This is a genomic window from Janthinobacterium sp. JC611 (assembly GCF_018682595.1).
In the GTDB taxonomy this organism is placed as follows: Bacteria; Pseudomonadota; Gammaproteobacteria; order Burkholderiales; family Burkholderiaceae_D; genus Janthinobacterium.
Map to the genome: position 1 here is coordinate 28,539 of NZ_JAFLJN010000032.1, position 15,644 is coordinate 44,182.

General features: G+C 64.9%; 15 protein-coding genes. 11 read left to right on the top strand and 4 right to left on the bottom strand.

The genetic code is table 11. The features are described 5' to 3' along the window. Window position 1: 1 nt before the first annotated feature. From J0O65_RS20180 to J0O65_RS20215, 8 genes are all read left to right on the top strand, one after another. Entirely contained in the window at window positions 2-421 is a 420-nt protein-coding gene (locus J0O65_RS20180) for a DUF4259 domain-containing protein (protein ID WP_215409012.1), read from the top strand. Between the two features lie 117 nt (window positions 422-538). Then, a complete protein-coding gene (locus J0O65_RS20185) occupies window positions 539-1,417 on the top strand; it encodes a CorC family transporter (protein WP_034746750.1) in 879 nt (292 codons plus the stop codon). Window positions 1,418-1,433: 16 nt separating this feature from the next. Beyond that, window positions 1,434-3,023, top strand: a complete 1,590-nt coding sequence (gene lnt / locus J0O65_RS20190) for an apolipoprotein N-acyltransferase (RefSeq protein ID WP_251373866.1) — start codon at window positions 1,434-1,436, stop codon at window positions 3,021-3,023. A 147-nt stretch (window positions 3,024-3,170) separates the two neighbouring features. Next, entirely contained in the window at window positions 3,171-4,088 is a 918-nt protein-coding gene (glyQ, locus tag J0O65_RS20195; protein ID WP_099376578.1) for a glycine--tRNA ligase subunit alpha, read from the top strand. 39 nt (window positions 4,089-4,127) lie between these two features. Continuing rightward, entirely contained in the window at window positions 4,128-6,230 is a 2,103-nt protein-coding gene (glyS, locus tag J0O65_RS20200; protein WP_215409013.1) for a glycine--tRNA ligase subunit beta, read from the top strand. Further along, window positions 6,230-6,817 carry a D-glycero-beta-D-manno-heptose 1,7-bisphosphate 7-phosphatase gene (gene gmhB, locus J0O65_RS20205; protein ID WP_215409014.1) on the top strand — a complete coding sequence of 196 codons (588 nt, stop codon included), beginning with the start codon at window positions 6,230-6,232 and terminating at the stop codon, window positions 6,815-6,817. The genes glyS and gmhB overlap by 1 nt, the downstream gene beginning before the upstream one ends. Before the next feature lie 16 nt (window positions 6,818-6,833). Further along, window positions 6,834-7,574 carry a lysophospholipid acyltransferase family protein gene (locus tag J0O65_RS20210; protein WP_034746739.1) on the top strand — a complete coding sequence of 247 codons (741 nt, stop codon included), beginning with the start codon at window positions 6,834-6,836 and terminating at the stop codon, window positions 7,572-7,574. A gap of 44 nt (window positions 7,575-7,618) precedes the next feature. Further along, window positions 7,619-8,551 (top strand): M48 family metallopeptidase, encoded by a 933-nt coding sequence (locus J0O65_RS20215; protein ID WP_215409015.1) that lies wholly within the window; start codon window positions 7,619-7,621, stop codon window positions 8,549-8,551. Here J0O65_RS20215 and waaA read toward each other — a convergent pair. The 4 genes from waaA to J0O65_RS20235 form a co-directional block, all read right to left on the bottom strand. Continuing rightward, complete coding sequence (gene waaA / locus J0O65_RS20220) at window positions 8,548-9,825, bottom strand: lipid IV(A) 3-deoxy-D-manno-octulosonic acid transferase (protein ID WP_215409016.1); 1,278 nt, start codon at window positions 9,823-9,825, stop codon at window positions 8,548-8,550. The genes J0O65_RS20215 and waaA overlap by 4 nt on opposite strands. A gap of 17 nt (window positions 9,826-9,842) precedes the next feature. Next, window positions 9,843-10,865, bottom strand: a complete 1,023-nt coding sequence (waaC, locus tag J0O65_RS20225) for a lipopolysaccharide heptosyltransferase I (protein WP_215409017.1) — start codon at window positions 10,863-10,865, stop codon at window positions 9,843-9,845. 4 nt (window positions 10,866-10,869) lie between these two features. Beyond that, window positions 10,870-12,252: a phosphomannomutase/phosphoglucomutase gene (locus J0O65_RS20230; protein WP_215409018.1), complete on the bottom strand. Its 1,383-nt coding sequence runs from the start codon at window positions 12,250-12,252 to the stop codon at window positions 10,870-10,872. A 104-nt stretch (window positions 12,253-12,356) separates the two neighbouring features. After that, window positions 12,357-12,665: an H-NS histone family protein gene (locus J0O65_RS20235; protein ID WP_215409019.1), complete on the bottom strand. Its 309-nt coding sequence runs from the start codon at window positions 12,663-12,665 to the stop codon at window positions 12,357-12,359. A 453-nt stretch (window positions 12,666-13,118) separates the two neighbouring features. Here J0O65_RS20235 and J0O65_RS20240 point away from each other — a divergent pair, with 453 nt between their 5' ends. The 3 genes from J0O65_RS20240 (at window position 13,119) to J0O65_RS20250 (ending at window position 15,643) form a co-directional block, all read left to right on the top strand. Next, window positions 13,119-13,958 (top strand): symmetrical bis(5'-nucleosyl)-tetraphosphatase, encoded by an 840-nt coding sequence (locus J0O65_RS20240; RefSeq protein ID WP_215409020.1) that lies wholly within the window; start codon window positions 13,119-13,121, stop codon window positions 13,956-13,958. 92 nt (window positions 13,959-14,050) lie between these two features. Beyond that, entirely contained in the window at window positions 14,051-14,971 is a 921-nt protein-coding gene (locus tag J0O65_RS20245; protein WP_215409021.1) for an AraC family transcriptional regulator, read from the top strand. A 117-nt stretch (window positions 14,972-15,088) separates the two neighbouring features. After that, window positions 15,089-15,643 (top strand): carboxymuconolactone decarboxylase family protein, encoded by a 555-nt coding sequence (locus J0O65_RS20250; RefSeq protein WP_215409022.1) that lies wholly within the window; start codon window positions 15,089-15,091, stop codon window positions 15,641-15,643. Window position 15,644: the final 1 nt, after the last annotated feature.

The window sequence follows — 15,644 nt, forward strand, 5'->3', positions numbered from 1 at the left end:
CATGGGAACCTGGGCCACTGACGCCTTCGGCAACGACTACGCCATGGATTGGGCGCAGGATTTGCACGAATATAAAACCCTGGAACTGGTCGAGACGACGCTCGACAACGTCATCGACAGCACGGAAGCGGAGCTCGAGGCGCCGTTCGCCGCCGAGGCGCTGGCCGCGCTGGAAGTGATCGCGCGCCTGCTCGGCAAGCCGGGCGAGGACGACCCGGCCACGGCGGAGGTGAACGCCTGGGTGGCCGCCTGCAAGAAGAAAGTCACGCCGCCGCTGCTGGAGAAAGCGCGCCTGGCCTTCGACAAGATCGGCGCGGAAACGTCGGAACTGCGCCAGCTGTGGCAGGACAGCGAGCATGACGCCGACTGGCAGGCGGACGTGGCGCACTTGCGCCGCCGCGTGCTGGGCGCGGACGCCTGAAACGTCGGGCAACGGCGCACTACCACGTATTAAATTTGCATCAAAAGCGGGGAAATCCGGTATTCCCCCACTTTTGGTGTATCCTATATCCCTTCGCAACAACGGCTCACGCCTCCTATGCCCGAGCACCCTAGTGGCGTCAGAACTGACGTCAAGCCCCACCGGTCACTGTTTGAACGCCTGACCGCACTCATTTCCCCCGAGCCAGAGAACCGTGCAGAATTGCTCGAAGTTCTACACGATGCGCATGAACGCAAGCTGATCGACGCCGACGCCCTGTCGATGATCGAAGGCGTGTTCCAGGTATCGGATCTCTGCGCGCGCGACATCATGATCCCCCGTTCGCAGATGGATGTCATCGACATCAGCAAGCCGATCGAGGAATGGATGCCGGAAGTCCTGTCCACCGCCCACTCGCGCTTCCCCGCCATCGAAGGCGAGCGCGACAAGGTCATCGGCATCCTGCTGGCGAAGGACTTGCTGCGTTATTACGCAGAAGAAACTTTCGACGTGCGCGACATGCTGCGCCCCGCCATCTTCATCCCCGAATCGAAACGCCTGAATGTGCTGCTGCGCGATTTCCGCGCCAACCACAATCACATGGCCATCGTCGTCGATGAATACAGCGGCGTCGCCGGCCTGATCACCATCGAAGACGTGCTGGAACAGATCGTCGGCGACATCGAGGACGAATACGACTTCGACGAAGCCGAAGATAACATCCTCTCGCTCAAGGAAGGCCAGTTCGGCCCCCGCTGGCGCGTCAAGGCGCTGACCGAGATCGAACAGTTCAACGAAGAAGTGGGCAGCCACCTGGTGGACGACGACGTCGACACCATCGGCGGCCTCGTCTCGAAGTACCTGGGCCGCATGGCGCACAAGGGCGATATCTTCGACCTGGGCAATCTGCGCTTCGAGGTGCTGCGCGCCGATGCGCGCCAGGTGCACGTGCTGCTCGTCGAGCGCCTGCCCAACGTGCCGGAACTGGAACTCTGACATGCGCGTGCTGTAGATGCGTTTCAGACGCGCCGACCCCAACGCCCCCGCCAAACCGCCCCGCAGCACGTGGGCGCGCATGCTGACTGCCGCCATCGCCGGCGCCGTCGCGGTGCTGGCGTTCGCCCCATTCGGTTATTGGCCGCTGCAAATCCTCAGCCTGGGCGTGCTGTTCTACCAGGTGCTGCGCGCGGCAAACGTCAAGGCCGGCGCGCTGATCGGCTGGGCCTACGGTTTCGGCTGGTGCGCGGCCGGCACGCACTGGCTGTACATCTCCATGCACCGCTATGGCGACATGGCCGCGCCGATCGCCGCCGTCGCCGTGGCCCTGCTGGCCCTCCTGATGGCCATCTACGTGGCCCTGGCCATGGGCGCGGCCGCCTGGCTGCGCCAGCGCTGGGTACTTTCGCTGCCCGCCATGACCCTGCTGGTGCTGCCCGCGACGTGGACCCTGTTCGAATGGACGCGCGGCTGGCTGTTTACGGGTTTCCCGTGGCTGGCCACCGGCTACGCCCACAATGCCAGCCCGCTGGGCGGCTTCGCCCCCATCGTCGGTTCGTACGGCCTGGGCTGGCTGGCGGCCCTGTCGGCCGGCGCCCTGCTGCTGCTAGTCCACCCTCTGCGCCGCACGCGCTGGAGCGCGCTGGGCGGCGTGATCGCGCTGTACGCGGCCGGCTTCGGCCTGCAGTATGTGAACTGGACCCATCCGGTCGGGCGCCCGATCACGGTGCGCCTGTTGCAGGGCAACGTGCCGCAGCAGCAGAAATTCGACCCCGGCTTCGTGCTCGGCGCCCTGCAGATGTACCAGGGCGCCATCACCAGCGCGCCGGCCGACCTGATCGCCACGCCGGAAACGGCCGTCACCGTGCTGCCGCACCAGCTGCCGCCCGGCTATCTGGATAGCCTGGCGACGTATGCGCAGCAGACGGGCAGCACGATCCTGGTCGGCATGCCCGTGCTCGACGAACAGCAGCGCTTCTACAATGCGGCGCTGGGGATCACGCCCAACGGCGCGCCGGGACCGTACTACCAGTACCGCAAGCACCATCTGGTGCCGTTCGGCGAATTCGTGCCGCCCGGCCTGCACTGGTTTGTCGCCATGATGGCCATCCCGCTGGGCGACATGGGCCGCGGCGCCGAGGTGCAGGCGCCCTTGTCCGTGCGCGACCAGCTGGTGCTGCCGAATATCTGCTACGAAGACCTGTTTGGCGAGGAGATCGCCGGCCAGCTGGCCAGCGCCCACCGCGGCGGCAAGCAATCGGCCTCCGTGCTGCTCAATATCTCGAACCTGGCCTGGTTTGGCGACTCGATCGCCATCCCCCAGCATCTGCAGATTTCGCAGATGCGCAGCCTGGAAACGGGCCGCCCCATGCTGCGCTCGACGAATACGGGCGCCACCGCCGTCATCGACGGCAAGGGCGTCGTGCAAAGCCTGCTGCCGCCGGAACAGCAAGCCACGCTGGCGGCCAAGGTGCAGGGCATGGGCGGCATGACGCCATACATTCTGTATGGCAATAAACTCGTGCTGGCCCTGGCCGCGCTGGCCCTGCTGACGGCCTTCCTGCTGTCGCGCGCCGCCCGCCGTGGCCGCGCGGCACAGCAATAAGCGGCCGATATTGCCCGAAGAGTCACAGTGGGCCCCTAAAAACCGCTAAAATTAGCAAAACTCCGGCCCGGACGCGCTTCCAAGCATGCGCCCGGGCTTCAAGCAAACCTTAACAAAGCGCAGCCTCCCGCGCGGCGAACTCATACGATGCTCACATTTCAACAAATTATCCTGACCTTGCAAACCTATTGGGACAAGCAAGGATGCGCCCTGCTCCAGCCTTACGACATGGAAGTCGGCGCCGGCACCTTCCACACCGGCACCTTCCTGCGCGCGATCGGCCCGGAGCCTTGGCGCGCCGCGTATGTGCAGCCTTCGCGCCGCCCGAAAGATGGCCGCTACGGCGAAAACCCGAACCGCATGCAGCATTACTACCAGTATCAGGTGGTCTTGAAGCCGGCGCCGGAAAACATCCTCGACCTGTATCTGGGTTCGCTGGCCGCGCTGGGCCTGGACTTGAAGCAGAATGACGTGCGCTTCGTCGAAGACGACTGGGAAAGCCCGACCCTGGGCGCCTGGGGCCTGGGCTGGGAAGTCTGGCTGAACGGCATGGAAGTGACCCAATTTACCTACTTCCAGCAAGTGGGCGGCCTCGATTGCAAGCCCGTGCTGGGCGAAATCACCTACGGCATCGAACGCCTGGCCATGTACCTGCAAGGCGTGGAAAACGTGTACGACCTGGTGTGGACCGAGTGGGAAGAAAACGGGATTACCAAGAAGCTGACCTACGGCGACGTCTTCCACCAGAACGAGGTGGAGCAATCGACCTACAACTTCGAGCACGCGAACACGGACCTGCTGTTCGAACAGTTCGGCAACTACGAAGCGGAAGCGAAGCGCCTGATCGAGCTGCAACTGACCCTGCCCGCCTACGAAAAAATCATGAAGGCTTCGCACAGCTTCAACATGCTCGATGCGCGCGGCGCCATCTCGGTGACGGAACGCGCCGCCTACATCGGCCGCGTGCGCACCCTGTCGCGCCTGGTGGCGCAAGCGTATTACGACTCGCGCGAGCGCCTCGGTTTCCCGATGCTGCCCGCCGCAGACCAACCCGCCGCCGCTTGATCGCCTAGCTCATACACCGCCGTACCAGACAAGAACACCATGAACCAAACACTGCTCATCGAACTGCTGACCGAAGAACTGCCGCCGAAAGCGCTGGCCAAACTGGGCGCCGCCTTCACGGCCGGCATCGTCAACGGCCTGAAAGCGCGCGACTTCCTCGAAGCCGACAGCGTCGCCACCAGCTACGCCTCGCCGCGCCGCCTGGCCGTCTCCATCACCAACGTGCGCGAAGTCTCGCCCGACAAATCCATCCGCGAAAAAGTCCTGCCCGTCTCCGTGGCGCTGGACGCGAACGGCAACGGCACGCCGCCGCTGGCCAAGAAACTGGCCGCGCTGGGCTTCCCCGACCTGACGGTGGCCGACCTGGAACGCGCCGCCGACGGCAAGGCTGACAGCTTCTTCTACACCTACACGGCGCCGGGCAGCCAGCTGGCCACGGGCGCGCAAGCAGCCCTGAGCGAGTCGGCCGCCAAGCTGCCGATTCCAAAACTGATGAGCTATCAGCGCCCGGACGGCAGCACCGTGCAATTCGTGCGCCCGGCCCACAGCCTGATCGCCCTGCACGGCATCAACATCCTGCCATTGACCTTGCTGGGTTTGACGGCCGGCCGCACCACCCTGGGCCACCGCTTCCTCACCGACGGCACGCCGATCAGCATCGCGCACGCGGAAAACTATGCGCCGTCCCTGATCCTCAACGCCAGCGTCATCGCCAGCAACGAGGAACGAAAGGAACGCATCCGCGCCCAGCTGCTGGAAAAAGCCGGTGCCGACCAGGTGCTGATGCCCGAAGCGCTGCTCGACGAAGTCACGGCCCTGGTCGAATGGCCGGTCGTGTATGAATGCCACTTCGAGGAAGAATTCCTGGCCGTGCCGCAGGAATGCCTGATCCTCACCATGCAGACGAACCAGAAATACTTTGCGCTGACCGACAGCGAAGGCAAGCTGCGCTCGCGCTTCCTGATCGTCTCGAACATCGAGACGGACACGCCCGAGCACATCATCGGCGGCAACGAGCGCGTCGTGCGCCCGCGCCTGTCCGACGCCAAGTTCTTCTTCGAGCAAGACAAGAAGAAAACCCTGGCATCGCGCCTGCCGCTGCTGGCCAACGTCGTCTACCACAACAAGCTGGGCACGCAGGCGGCCCGCACAGAAAGAGTAACAGCATTAGCCGGCGCCATCGCCGCAAAATTGGGCGGCGACGTGGCCCTGGCCGAACGTGGCGCCCTGCTGGCCAAGGCCGACCTGCTGACCGACATGGTGGGCGAATTCCCCGAGCTGCAAGGCATCATGGGCACGTACTACGCGCGCCATGACGGCGAAGCCGAGGAAGTGGCGCTGGCCGCCTCGGAACACTACCAGCCGCGCTTTGCCGGCGACGCCCTGCCATCGACCGCCACCGGCACCGCCGTGGCCCTGGCCGACAAGCTCGAAACCCTGGTCGGCATCTGGTCCATCGGCCTGGCGCCGACGGGCGACAAGGATCCGTTCGCGCTGCGCCGCCACGCGCTGGGCGTGCTGCGCATGCTGCTGGAAAAACGCCTGCCTTTGTCGATCCAGGGCTTGCTGGCCGATGCTGCCGCGCAGTTCGCAGCCATTCCCGGCTTCAAGGACCCTGTGGCGGACGTCACCACCTTCATGCTGGACCGCCTGCGCGGCATCCTGCGCGAACGCGGCTTCTCGCCAAATGAAATCGAAGCCGTCGTGGCGCAAAACCCCGATCGCCTGGACGACATCGTGCAGCGCCTGGAAGCCGTGCAGGCGTTTGCCGCCCTGCCGGAAAGCGCCTCGCTCGCAGGCGCCAACAAGCGCATCACGAACATCCTGAAAAAGAACGAGGAAGCCGTGAGCCTGGTCGCCGCCGGCGGCGTCAACGTGGCCCTGCTGCAGGACGAAGCGGAGAAGAAACTCGCCGCCGCCGTCTCGCGCGTGCAGCCGGAAGTCGACGCGGCGTTTGCCAAGGGCGACTTCACCAGCACCCTGCAAACGCTGGCGCAGCTGCGCGACGACGTCGACGGCTTCTTCAACGACGTGATGGTGATGGCCGAGGATGTCGCCCTGCGCAACAACCGCCTGGCCTTGCTGTCGTCCCTGCACGGCATGATGAACCGCGTGGCCGACATTTCGAAGCTGGCGGCATAATGGGTACGCCGGCGCTGAAACTGATTATTCTCGACCGCGATGGCGTCATTAATCATGACTCGCCGGACTTCATCAAGTCGCCTGGCGAATGGCTGCCGATACCCGGTTCGCTCGAAGCGATCGCCCGCCTGAACCAGGCCGGCTATCGCGTGGTGATCGCCTCGAACCAGTCGGGCATCGCGCGCGAATATTTCGACATGACGGTCTTGAACGCGATCCACCAGAAGATGCATACCCTGGCGCAGCAGGTGGGCGCCGACATCGACGCCATCTTCTTTTGCCCGCACGCGGGCGCGGACAATTGCGACTGCCGCAAGCCGAAACCGGGCATGTTCCATGAAATCTCGCAGCGCTACAACACCAGCCTGAAAGGCGTGCCCACGGTCGGCGATTCGCTGCGCGACCTGCAGGCCGGTTTCATCAGCGGCTGCGTGCCCTACCTGGTCCTGACGGGCAAGGGCGAAAAGACCAACGAAACGGGTGGCCTGCCGCCGGGCACCCAGGTCTTCCCCGACCTGGCCGCCGTCGTCAGCCACCTGCTCAAGGCGCCCGCGGCGCCTGCGCCCACCGTGGCATTCAGTATCTAATCTTCGGAGAACCGCATTGCGTAATATTTCCCTGTTCCTGCGATCCCTGCTGTTCATGATCATCATGATCGTGGCCACCATCGTCTGGGCCTGCGTGTGCTTTTTTGCCGCGCCATTGAGCTACAACAAGCGCTATTGGGTCACCTCGCGCTGGAACGTGTTTATCCTGTGGTGTGCCAAGGTCATTTGCGGCATCCGCTACGAAGTCAAGGGGGCGGAGAATTTCCCCGATGCGCCGGCCATCGTGCTGTCGAAGCACCAGTCGGCCTGGGAAACCATCTTTTTGCTTCCCAGCCTGCCACGCCCGCTCGTGTATGTGTTCAAGAAGGAGATCTTGTACATCCCGTTTTTTGGCTGGGCCATGGCGCTGCTGCGCATGATCCCCATCGACCGCAAACAGGGCAAGCATGCGTTCAAGAGCGTCGTCGCGCATGGCAAGCGCCGCCTGGCCGATGGCCAATGGATTATCATGTTCCCGGAAGGTACCCGCATTCCCGTGGGGCAGGCGGGCAAGTACAAGAGCGGCGGCACGCGCCTGGCCATCGCCACGGGCGCCGTGGTGGTGCCGATTGCGCATAATTCAGGCGAGTGCTGGCCCAAGCAGTCATTCCTCAAACGCCCGGGGCTGATCACCGTCTCGATAGGCAAACCGATTTCGCCGGAAGGGCAAACCCCGGACAGCATGATGCAACAGGTGGAAAATTGGATAGAATCAGAAATGCGCGTCATTTCGCCTCACGCCTACAACGCTGGCTAGACGGCATCAGCGCGGTCATCCAGGAGCCGACACTGCGCCAGCAGATGAAGACCATCAAGGTCGGCGACCAGCAACTGGATTTGTTCGCGCATGACGTCTCGACCAGCACGCCCCCGGCGGTGCGCCCCACGGCACCGCCAGCGCCGCCCGTGGTGGCGCCGGTGCAGCTTGCGCCACCGCCCGCGCCCCCCATCGTTCGTCCCGCCCCGCCTCCCCTGCCTTCCCCGCCACGCACCGCCGACGGCCCGCCGCTGCGCCAGCTGCAGCTGGGCAGCCATCTGATCGAATTCGCCCTGCGACGCTCCACGCGCCGCTCCATCGGCTTCATGATCGACGATAACGGCTTGCGCGTCACCGCGCCCAAACGCGTCACCCTGGCCGAAATCGACAACGCCATCCGCGCCAAGCAAGGCTGGATCGTCTCGAAACTGCTGGAACGGGGCGAACGCAAGGTACAGCGCCAGCAGCGCCCGCCCGTGGCATGGGTCGACGGCGCCGTGCTGCCGTATCTTGGTGGCGACATCACCTTGCGGCTGCACCAGGCGCCGCGCCACCGCGCCAGCTTCCAGCGCGAGACGAATGAACTGCACGTATGGGTCACGCCCACGGGCAGCGAGCAGCAATTGAAGGAAAAGGTGAAGGGCTGGTTCCAGCACGAGGCGCGCCAGCTGTTCGAGGCGCGCCTGGACGTGTATGCGGACAAGCTGGGCGTGCGCTACGATTCATTGTCGCTGTCGTCGGCCGGCACGCGCTGGGGCAGTTGCACCATCGAGCGCAAGATCCGCCTGAACTGGCGCCTGATCCACTTTTCCCTGCCGCTGATCGACTACGTGGTGGCGCACGAACTGTCGCACCTGCTGGAAATGAACCACAGCCCCCGCTTCTGGGCCACCGTGGAATCGATCTATCCCGATTATGACGGCGCCAAGCAGGCGCTCAGAAAACGCTCGCAGGAGCTGCCCGTCCTGTTCAATTAAGCTGGCAGCAAAGGTTTGATCGCAGCTATCGTGCGCGGCGTGGCGCCCCGGTGCTGGTTGGCAAACGCCAGCGCCTTTTGTCCCATCGACGATAAACGCGCCGGGTCTTGCAGCAGCGCCGCCGCTTGCGCCATCAGCGCGTCGGCGTCCGCCACCAGCGCGGCGCCGCCGGCGGCAATCGCCTGCTCGGTCACCAGCGCAAAGTTGAAGGTGTGCGGGCCGATCAGCACGGGCTTGCCCAGCGCCGCCGGCTCGATCAGGTTTTGCCCGCCCAGCGGCAGCAGGCTGCCGCCCACAAAAGCGCAATCGCAGGCCGCGTAATAGGCAAACATCTCGCCCATCGAATCGCCCAGCAGCACCTGCGTGCCCGCGGCAACGACGGCGTCCTGCGCCAGGCCGGACCTGCGCTGCACGGCCAGGCCCTGCGCGGCGACCAGTTTTTCCACTTCGTCGAAGCGCTGCGGATGGCGCGGCACGATCAGCAGCAGCGCATTAGCCGGCAAGCTGGCGCGGTCCAAGGCTGCGAGAATCAGTTGTTCTTCCCCTTCGCGCGTGCTGGCGCACAGCAGCACAGGTCTTGTTCCTATGGCGCCGCGCAGCCAGGCACCCGTCGCCAGCGCCGCCTCGGGCACGACGACGTCGAACTTGATGCTGCCCGTGACGACCACGTCCCGCACACCCAGCTGGCGCACGCGATCGGCGTCGTCCTGCGTCTGCGCCGCCACCAGGGTGATGCCGCGCGCCGCATCGGCAATCAGGCTGCCCAGGCGCTGCGCCTTGCCCAGCGAGCGCTGCGACAGGCGCGCATTGGCCAGCACCACGGGCACTTTGTAGCGATTGCATTGGTGGATCAGGTTCGGCCACACTTCCGTCTCCATCAGGATGCAGATGCGCGGCGCGAAATGGCGGATGAATCGGGCCGGCATGGCGCCCGTGTCATACGGCAGGTAGCTTTGCACGAGGCGCGCGCCATGTTTGGCGAACAGGGATTTTCCCGTGGCGCGCCCCGTCGGCGTCATGTGCGTGAGGACGATGCGGCACGCCGGCCATGCGGCCAGCAGCGCATCGATCAGCGGCTCGGCCGCGCGCGTCTCGCCGACGGAGACGGCGTGCAGCCAGATGGTGTCAGGAAGAGGTGTGTCCCGGCGGCCGTAGCAGCCCAGGCGCTCGCCCCAGTGCTGGCGGTAGCCGGGTTCCTGGCGTCCGCGCAGCCACAGCCGCGCCAGCACCAGGGGCAAGGCCAGCCACCAGGCAAGGGTATAAAGAAGTCGCATGATAGGTAATGTTGAAGTCAGGCGGAGGGATGGTCGGCCAGCAGGCGCCGTGCCGCGGCCAGCACTTCCGGCACGCCGGGCGGCGCGCCCTTGTCGCCCAGGTTGATGATTTTCGGCGACCAGTTGCCTTCCGTTTTCCACAGCGGCGAATCGGCATAGATTTCCACCGTCGGGCGCACGAAGGCGGCGGCGATATGCGTCAGGCCCGTATCGACGCCGATCACCAGCGCCGCGTGGCGCGCCAGCAGGGTGGCGTCGCCCATCGACAGCTTCGGCAGCACGCGCGCGTTGGGCAGGCTGGCCGCCAGTTGTTCGGCTTCCGCCTTTTCCTTCGGCGAACCCCAGGGCAGCAAAATCGGCATCGGCGCCAGCGCCTGGCCGAGGGCGATCCAGTTCTGCGGCGCCCATTTCTTGGCGTCGCGCGCCGTGCCGTGGAAATACACGCAGTAGGGCGCCTCGCCCATCCAGTCCGGGCGCGGCTCGCTGCCTGACACTTCCGGCAAGCCGAAATCGGCCGGCGTATCGACCGTGTAGCCGAGTGCCGCGGCGGCCACCAGGCGGCCGCGCGCTACCGCATGCGTGCGCGGGTCGAGCGGAATGCTTTTCGTGTGAAAAATGCGCGAGATGCCTTCGTAGCCGGAGCCCTCGCTGCCATTGGCCAGGCCGACCTTCTGCCCGCCCGGCGCCAGGCGCGCGGCGCCCATGATGATGCCCGTCTTGAGCAAGCCCTGGGTATCGAACACATAATCGTAGCGTGTCTGGCGCAGGCTGCGGAAGAAGGCGGCGATTTCCGCGCGCGTCTCTTTCTTGCCCAGGCTCTTGCGCCAGCGCCGCAGCGCGAACGGGAAGATGGTACCCACGCGCGGGTTCAGGCGCACCAGGCTGACGTAGCCCTCCTCGACCACCCAGTCGATGGTCGCATCCGGATAATGGCGGGCGATGTCCGCCACCATCGGCAGGTTATGCAGCACGTCGCCCAGCGAAGACACCCGCACCAGCAGGATTTTCAAGGGCGCCTGTGCGCCAGCTTGGCCGGCCATGCTGTCAGAACGGCAGGACGGCGTCAGGCTTGACGGCCAGGATCACGCTCTTGAACTGGCCCTGGATGCGCGCCAGTGCCTGCGGCGTTTCCGCTTCGAAGCGCATGACGATCACCGGCGTGGTGTTCGACGAGCGGGCCAGGCCAAAGCCGTCCGCGTATTCCACGCGCAAGCCGTCGATGGTGATGATCTGTTCATTGCCTGGGAAGACGGCGTCGCGGCGCAGCATGTCCATCAGCGCGACGTTCTCGCCTTCCTTCAGTTCCAGGTGCAGTTCCGGCGTGCTGTCGGACTGCGGCAGGGAATTGAGCAAGGCCGATGGATCTGCTTCGCGCGTGAGGATCTCCAGCAGGCGCGCGGCCGAATACAGGCCGTCGTCGAAACCATACCAGCGGTCCTTGAAGAAGATATGGCCGCTCATTTCGCCACCCAGCGGCGCACCTGTCTCGCGCAGCTTGGCTTTCACCAGCGAGTGGCCCGTCTTGTACATCAGCGGCACGCCGCCATGCTTGGTGATCCAGGGCGCCAGGTGGCGTGTGCATTTCACGTCGAACAGGATCTGCGCGCCCGGATGGCGGGTCAGCACGTCGGCCGCGAACAGCATCATCTGGCGGTCAGGGTAGATGATCTGGCCATCCTTGGTGACCACGCCCAGGCGGTCGCCGTCGCCGTCGAAGGCGATGCCGATTTCGGCGTCCGTCTCGGCCAGGCAGCGGATCAGGTCTTGCAGGTTTTCCGGATGCGCCGGGTCCGGGTGGTGGTTCGGGAAATTGCCATCGACTTCGCAGAACAGTTCGATGACTTCGCAGCCCATGCCGCGGAACAGGTCGCCTGCGAACGCGCCGGCCACGCCATTGCCGCAATCGACGGCGATCTTGATCGGGCGCGCCAGCTTGACGTCGCCCAGGATGCGCTCCAGGTAGGCGGCGCGGATATCGTGCGTGGCATAGCTGCCCGGGGTGGCGCTGGCGCTGCCGTCGTGCGCGACGATGCTGTGGTACAGCCCCTGGATCGCTTCGCCGTGGATCGCTTCACCGGCCAGCACCATCTTGAAGCCGTTGTAGTCGGGGGGATTATGGCTGCCCGTGACCATGATGCCGGAACGCGTGTCGAGCACATTCGTGCCGAAGTAGACCATTGGCGTGGCCATCACGCCCAGGTCGATCACGTCGACGCCTGCCGCTTGCAAGCCCTGCGCCAGCGCCGCCGTCAATTCCGGTCCCGACAGGCGGCCATCGCGGCCGATCACGACGCGCTGCTCGCCCTTGGCCAGGGCGGCCTGGCCAAATGCCTGACCGATCTTGTGGGCCACGCTGGCATCGAGGGTTTTAGCGATGATGCCGCGAATATCGTAGGCCTTGAAGATCGTTCTGGACAATGGAAGCATGGTGTGGGCGGTATAAGTAAGGGGCAAATAAGGGAATCAATAAGGTGCCTGGCAGGGTGCAGCGCGCAACTGAGCGCTTGCCACTACGCCAAGAGTATACCGAATTATACGCGCAGCAGATCGATCGACTTGCCCGATTCCACCCACTGCCTGACCCACAGCGGCTGGCGGCCACGGCCTGTCCATTGCTCGGCCGCATTGTCAGGATGGCGGTAACGCACCGCGACTTTGCCCGTGCGCGGGTGCAAACCGTCGATGATCAGCTGTTTCAGCGGAATGCCCGCCTGCTGCGCGATGGCCATGATCTGTTCGCGCGCCTTGTTCAAGTCTTCACGCTCGCGGCTGTTCAATTCCTGCTTGACATTATCTTCCAGCTTGCGCAATTCCAGCATCGTCATCGTAGACAGATCCATTCCGTACATCCTTTACATTAATTTAAATAATAAAATAGGCGTGAAATATACTACATTGTATAAATATCCGCGCACCGCTGCATAATCCGTCGTCATTTGAATCACGGCCATCGACTTATTTATCTGATCAACATGAAGATTCAATGAGGAATATGCCGAAAGCGCGTGAAAAAATTAATAGACATGGATGGCTGGCATTCCGGCTTGCCCGCGCAGGCCGCCTGCAAGGCGGAAATGGCGCGGCCCTTCATTCAGAAAACGCGCTGGCGGATTAATGTCGATGCACGCCCGCGGGAAATGAAGACCATTCAATCGCCCGGCGGCATAATCGGCATCCGGTTTTCCCCTCCCCGTGGCCGCGCACGCAATTGCTCACGGGCCCGCAATGTAGCCGACGCCCGGGGGCCGGCATGCTTATAATGCAGGCGCGTAGTTCATTTCACCTCGGCACATATGAAAACTTACTTTATCGGCGATCTGCAAGGCTGCCATGCACAAACCATCGAACTGATCGAACGGGTCCAGGCGGCGGCAAACGGCCCGTACCGCCTGCTGTTCGCGGGCGACCTGATCAATCGCGGCCCGGCCTCGCTGGCCACCCTGCGCCACGTGCACGCGCTGGCGCAGCAAGGCCTGGCCGACAGCGTCCTGGGCAACCATGACTTGCACCTGCTGGCCGTGGCCAACGGCATCCGGCCCGAACATGCGTCCGATACGCTGGCCGAGATCCTCGACGCACCCGACCGCGACGAGTTGATCACCTGGCTGCGCCAGCGGCCACTGGCGCTGGCGCACGACGGCCATGTGCTCGTGCACGCGGGCCTGCTGCCGCAATGGAGCGCGGCGCAGGCCCTGTCACTGAGCGGGGAAGTATCGGCCATGCTGCGCAGCGACGGCTGGATAGGCTTCCTGCGCAGCATGTACGGCAACGAGCCGGCCGCCTGGCGCGACGACCTGCAGGGCGCCGACCGGCTGCGCTGCATCGTCAACGCCATGACGCGGTTGCGCTTTTGCACGCCGGACGGCGTGATGGACTTCAAGATGAAGGAGAGCGGCAGCGCGCCGCCAGGCTCCGGCCTGCTGCCCTGGTTCGACGTGCCGGGCCGGCGCAGCGCGGGCGACACCATCGTCTTCGGCCACTGGTCGGCGCTGGGATTGCAGTTGCGGGAACGCCTGATCGGCCTCGATAGCGGCTGCGTCTGGGGCGGCAAGCTGTCGGCCGTGTGCCTGGAAGACCACTCGCTGCTGCAGGTCGACTGTCCCGCCTTTCAGCAGCACAGCGGCAAGCGGTAAGCTGCGGCGCTGGCGGCATATGCTTAGTCGAAATCCGTCGTTTGCCCTGCCGCGCGTGGCCCGTATGATGGCGCTTTTGCCATTGCGATCCCATGCATCCTGATACCGACAGACTGGCGCGCTGGCTGCTCGGCAGCCTGGAACTCGACACCGCCGTCCTGCATGTGGGCCAGTACTGCGGCCGCTGGCGCGCTTCCACGGCGGGCCGGGAACTGGGCAGCTTTCACCTGGTGCTCGATGGCCGCTGCTATCTGCACCTCGACGGAGCGGCGCCGATTGCGCTCGGCCCGCGCGACGGCGTCTTCCTGCTGCGCGACTTGCCGCACTTTCTCAGCCCCCACAGCGACCCGCTGCAAGCGGTGAGCGCGCAAGCCATGCTGCCGCTGCGATCGCCCACGGAGCAGCCGGCGACGGCGCTGGCCTGCGGCTTCTTTCAATTTCGCGGCGCCCTCTCCGCGCTGATCGTCGACTCCTTCCCGCCGTATCTGCTGATACGCGGCGACGCGCCCGCCTTCAGCGCCGCCGCCGCGCTGTTCGACCTGATCCTGGCGGAAGCCGGTGGCGATCCGGAACAGCCGTCGCCGCTCATCGCGCGCCTGGTCGAACTGCTGTTCTTTTACCTGATCCGCCATGTGGCGCAGGGCCAGCAGGTGGCGGCCGGCCTGCTGTCGCTGCTGCACCAGCCCGCATTTTCGCCGCTGCTCGAACGCATGCTCGACGCCCCCGCCGACGACTGGTCGATCGAGAACATGGCCAAGGCGGCCTGCATGTCGCGCGCCAGCTTCTGCAAGCATTTCGCCAGTGCCAGCGGCCACTCGCCGGCCCAGTTCCTGCTCCTGCTGCGCATGAAGATCGCGGCGCGGCGCCTGCACGACGGCGTCTCCGTCGAACGGGCGGCCGAACTGGTGGGCTACCGCTCGCACGCCGCGTTTACGCGGGCCTTCAAGCGGGTCACGGGCGAGCAGCCGGGCGCCTACCGGCGCGACCAGCGCCAGCGCCAGCTGGCCAGCTAAATCAAGAATCACGCAATCGCAGACGAACGAGCACAAAAGGACGACGCTGACGTCTGTTACCTGCACGGCATGGCCGATATAATGGCCGGGTGACTTACCAACTTAGCAAGGTACCCCATGTCCCGTCTGACGCTGCACACTCTCGATACCGCCCCGGCCGACAGCCGTCCCTTCGTGGAAAAGGCCATCGCCAACAATGGCTTCCTGCCCAACCTGATCGGCGTGCTGGCCAATGCCCCGCTGGCCCTGGAAACCTATCTGACCGTTTCCGGCATCAATGCGCGCGCCAGCCTGAGCCTGATGGAACGCGAAGTGGTGCAGATCACGGCCGCGCGCATCCATGGCTGCGATTTCTGCATCGCCGGCCATAGCGCCATCTCGCTGAAAAAAGCGGGCCAGACGCCCGATACCGTGCGCGCCCTGCAGCATGGCCGGCCGACGGGCGATACGCAGCTCGACGCCGTCGCCGCCTTCGCCACGGCCGTCATCGCCACGCGCGGCGCCGTCAGCGACGCCGAATATCAAGCATTCCTCGCCACCGGCTACAACGAACAGCAGGCGCTGGAAGTGGTGCTGGGCATCAGCCTGGCCACCCTGTGCAATTTCTCCAACAGCCTGGCCGGCACGCCCGTCAATCCGCAATTGACGCCCTACCTGCCTGGCGCCGTCTGAC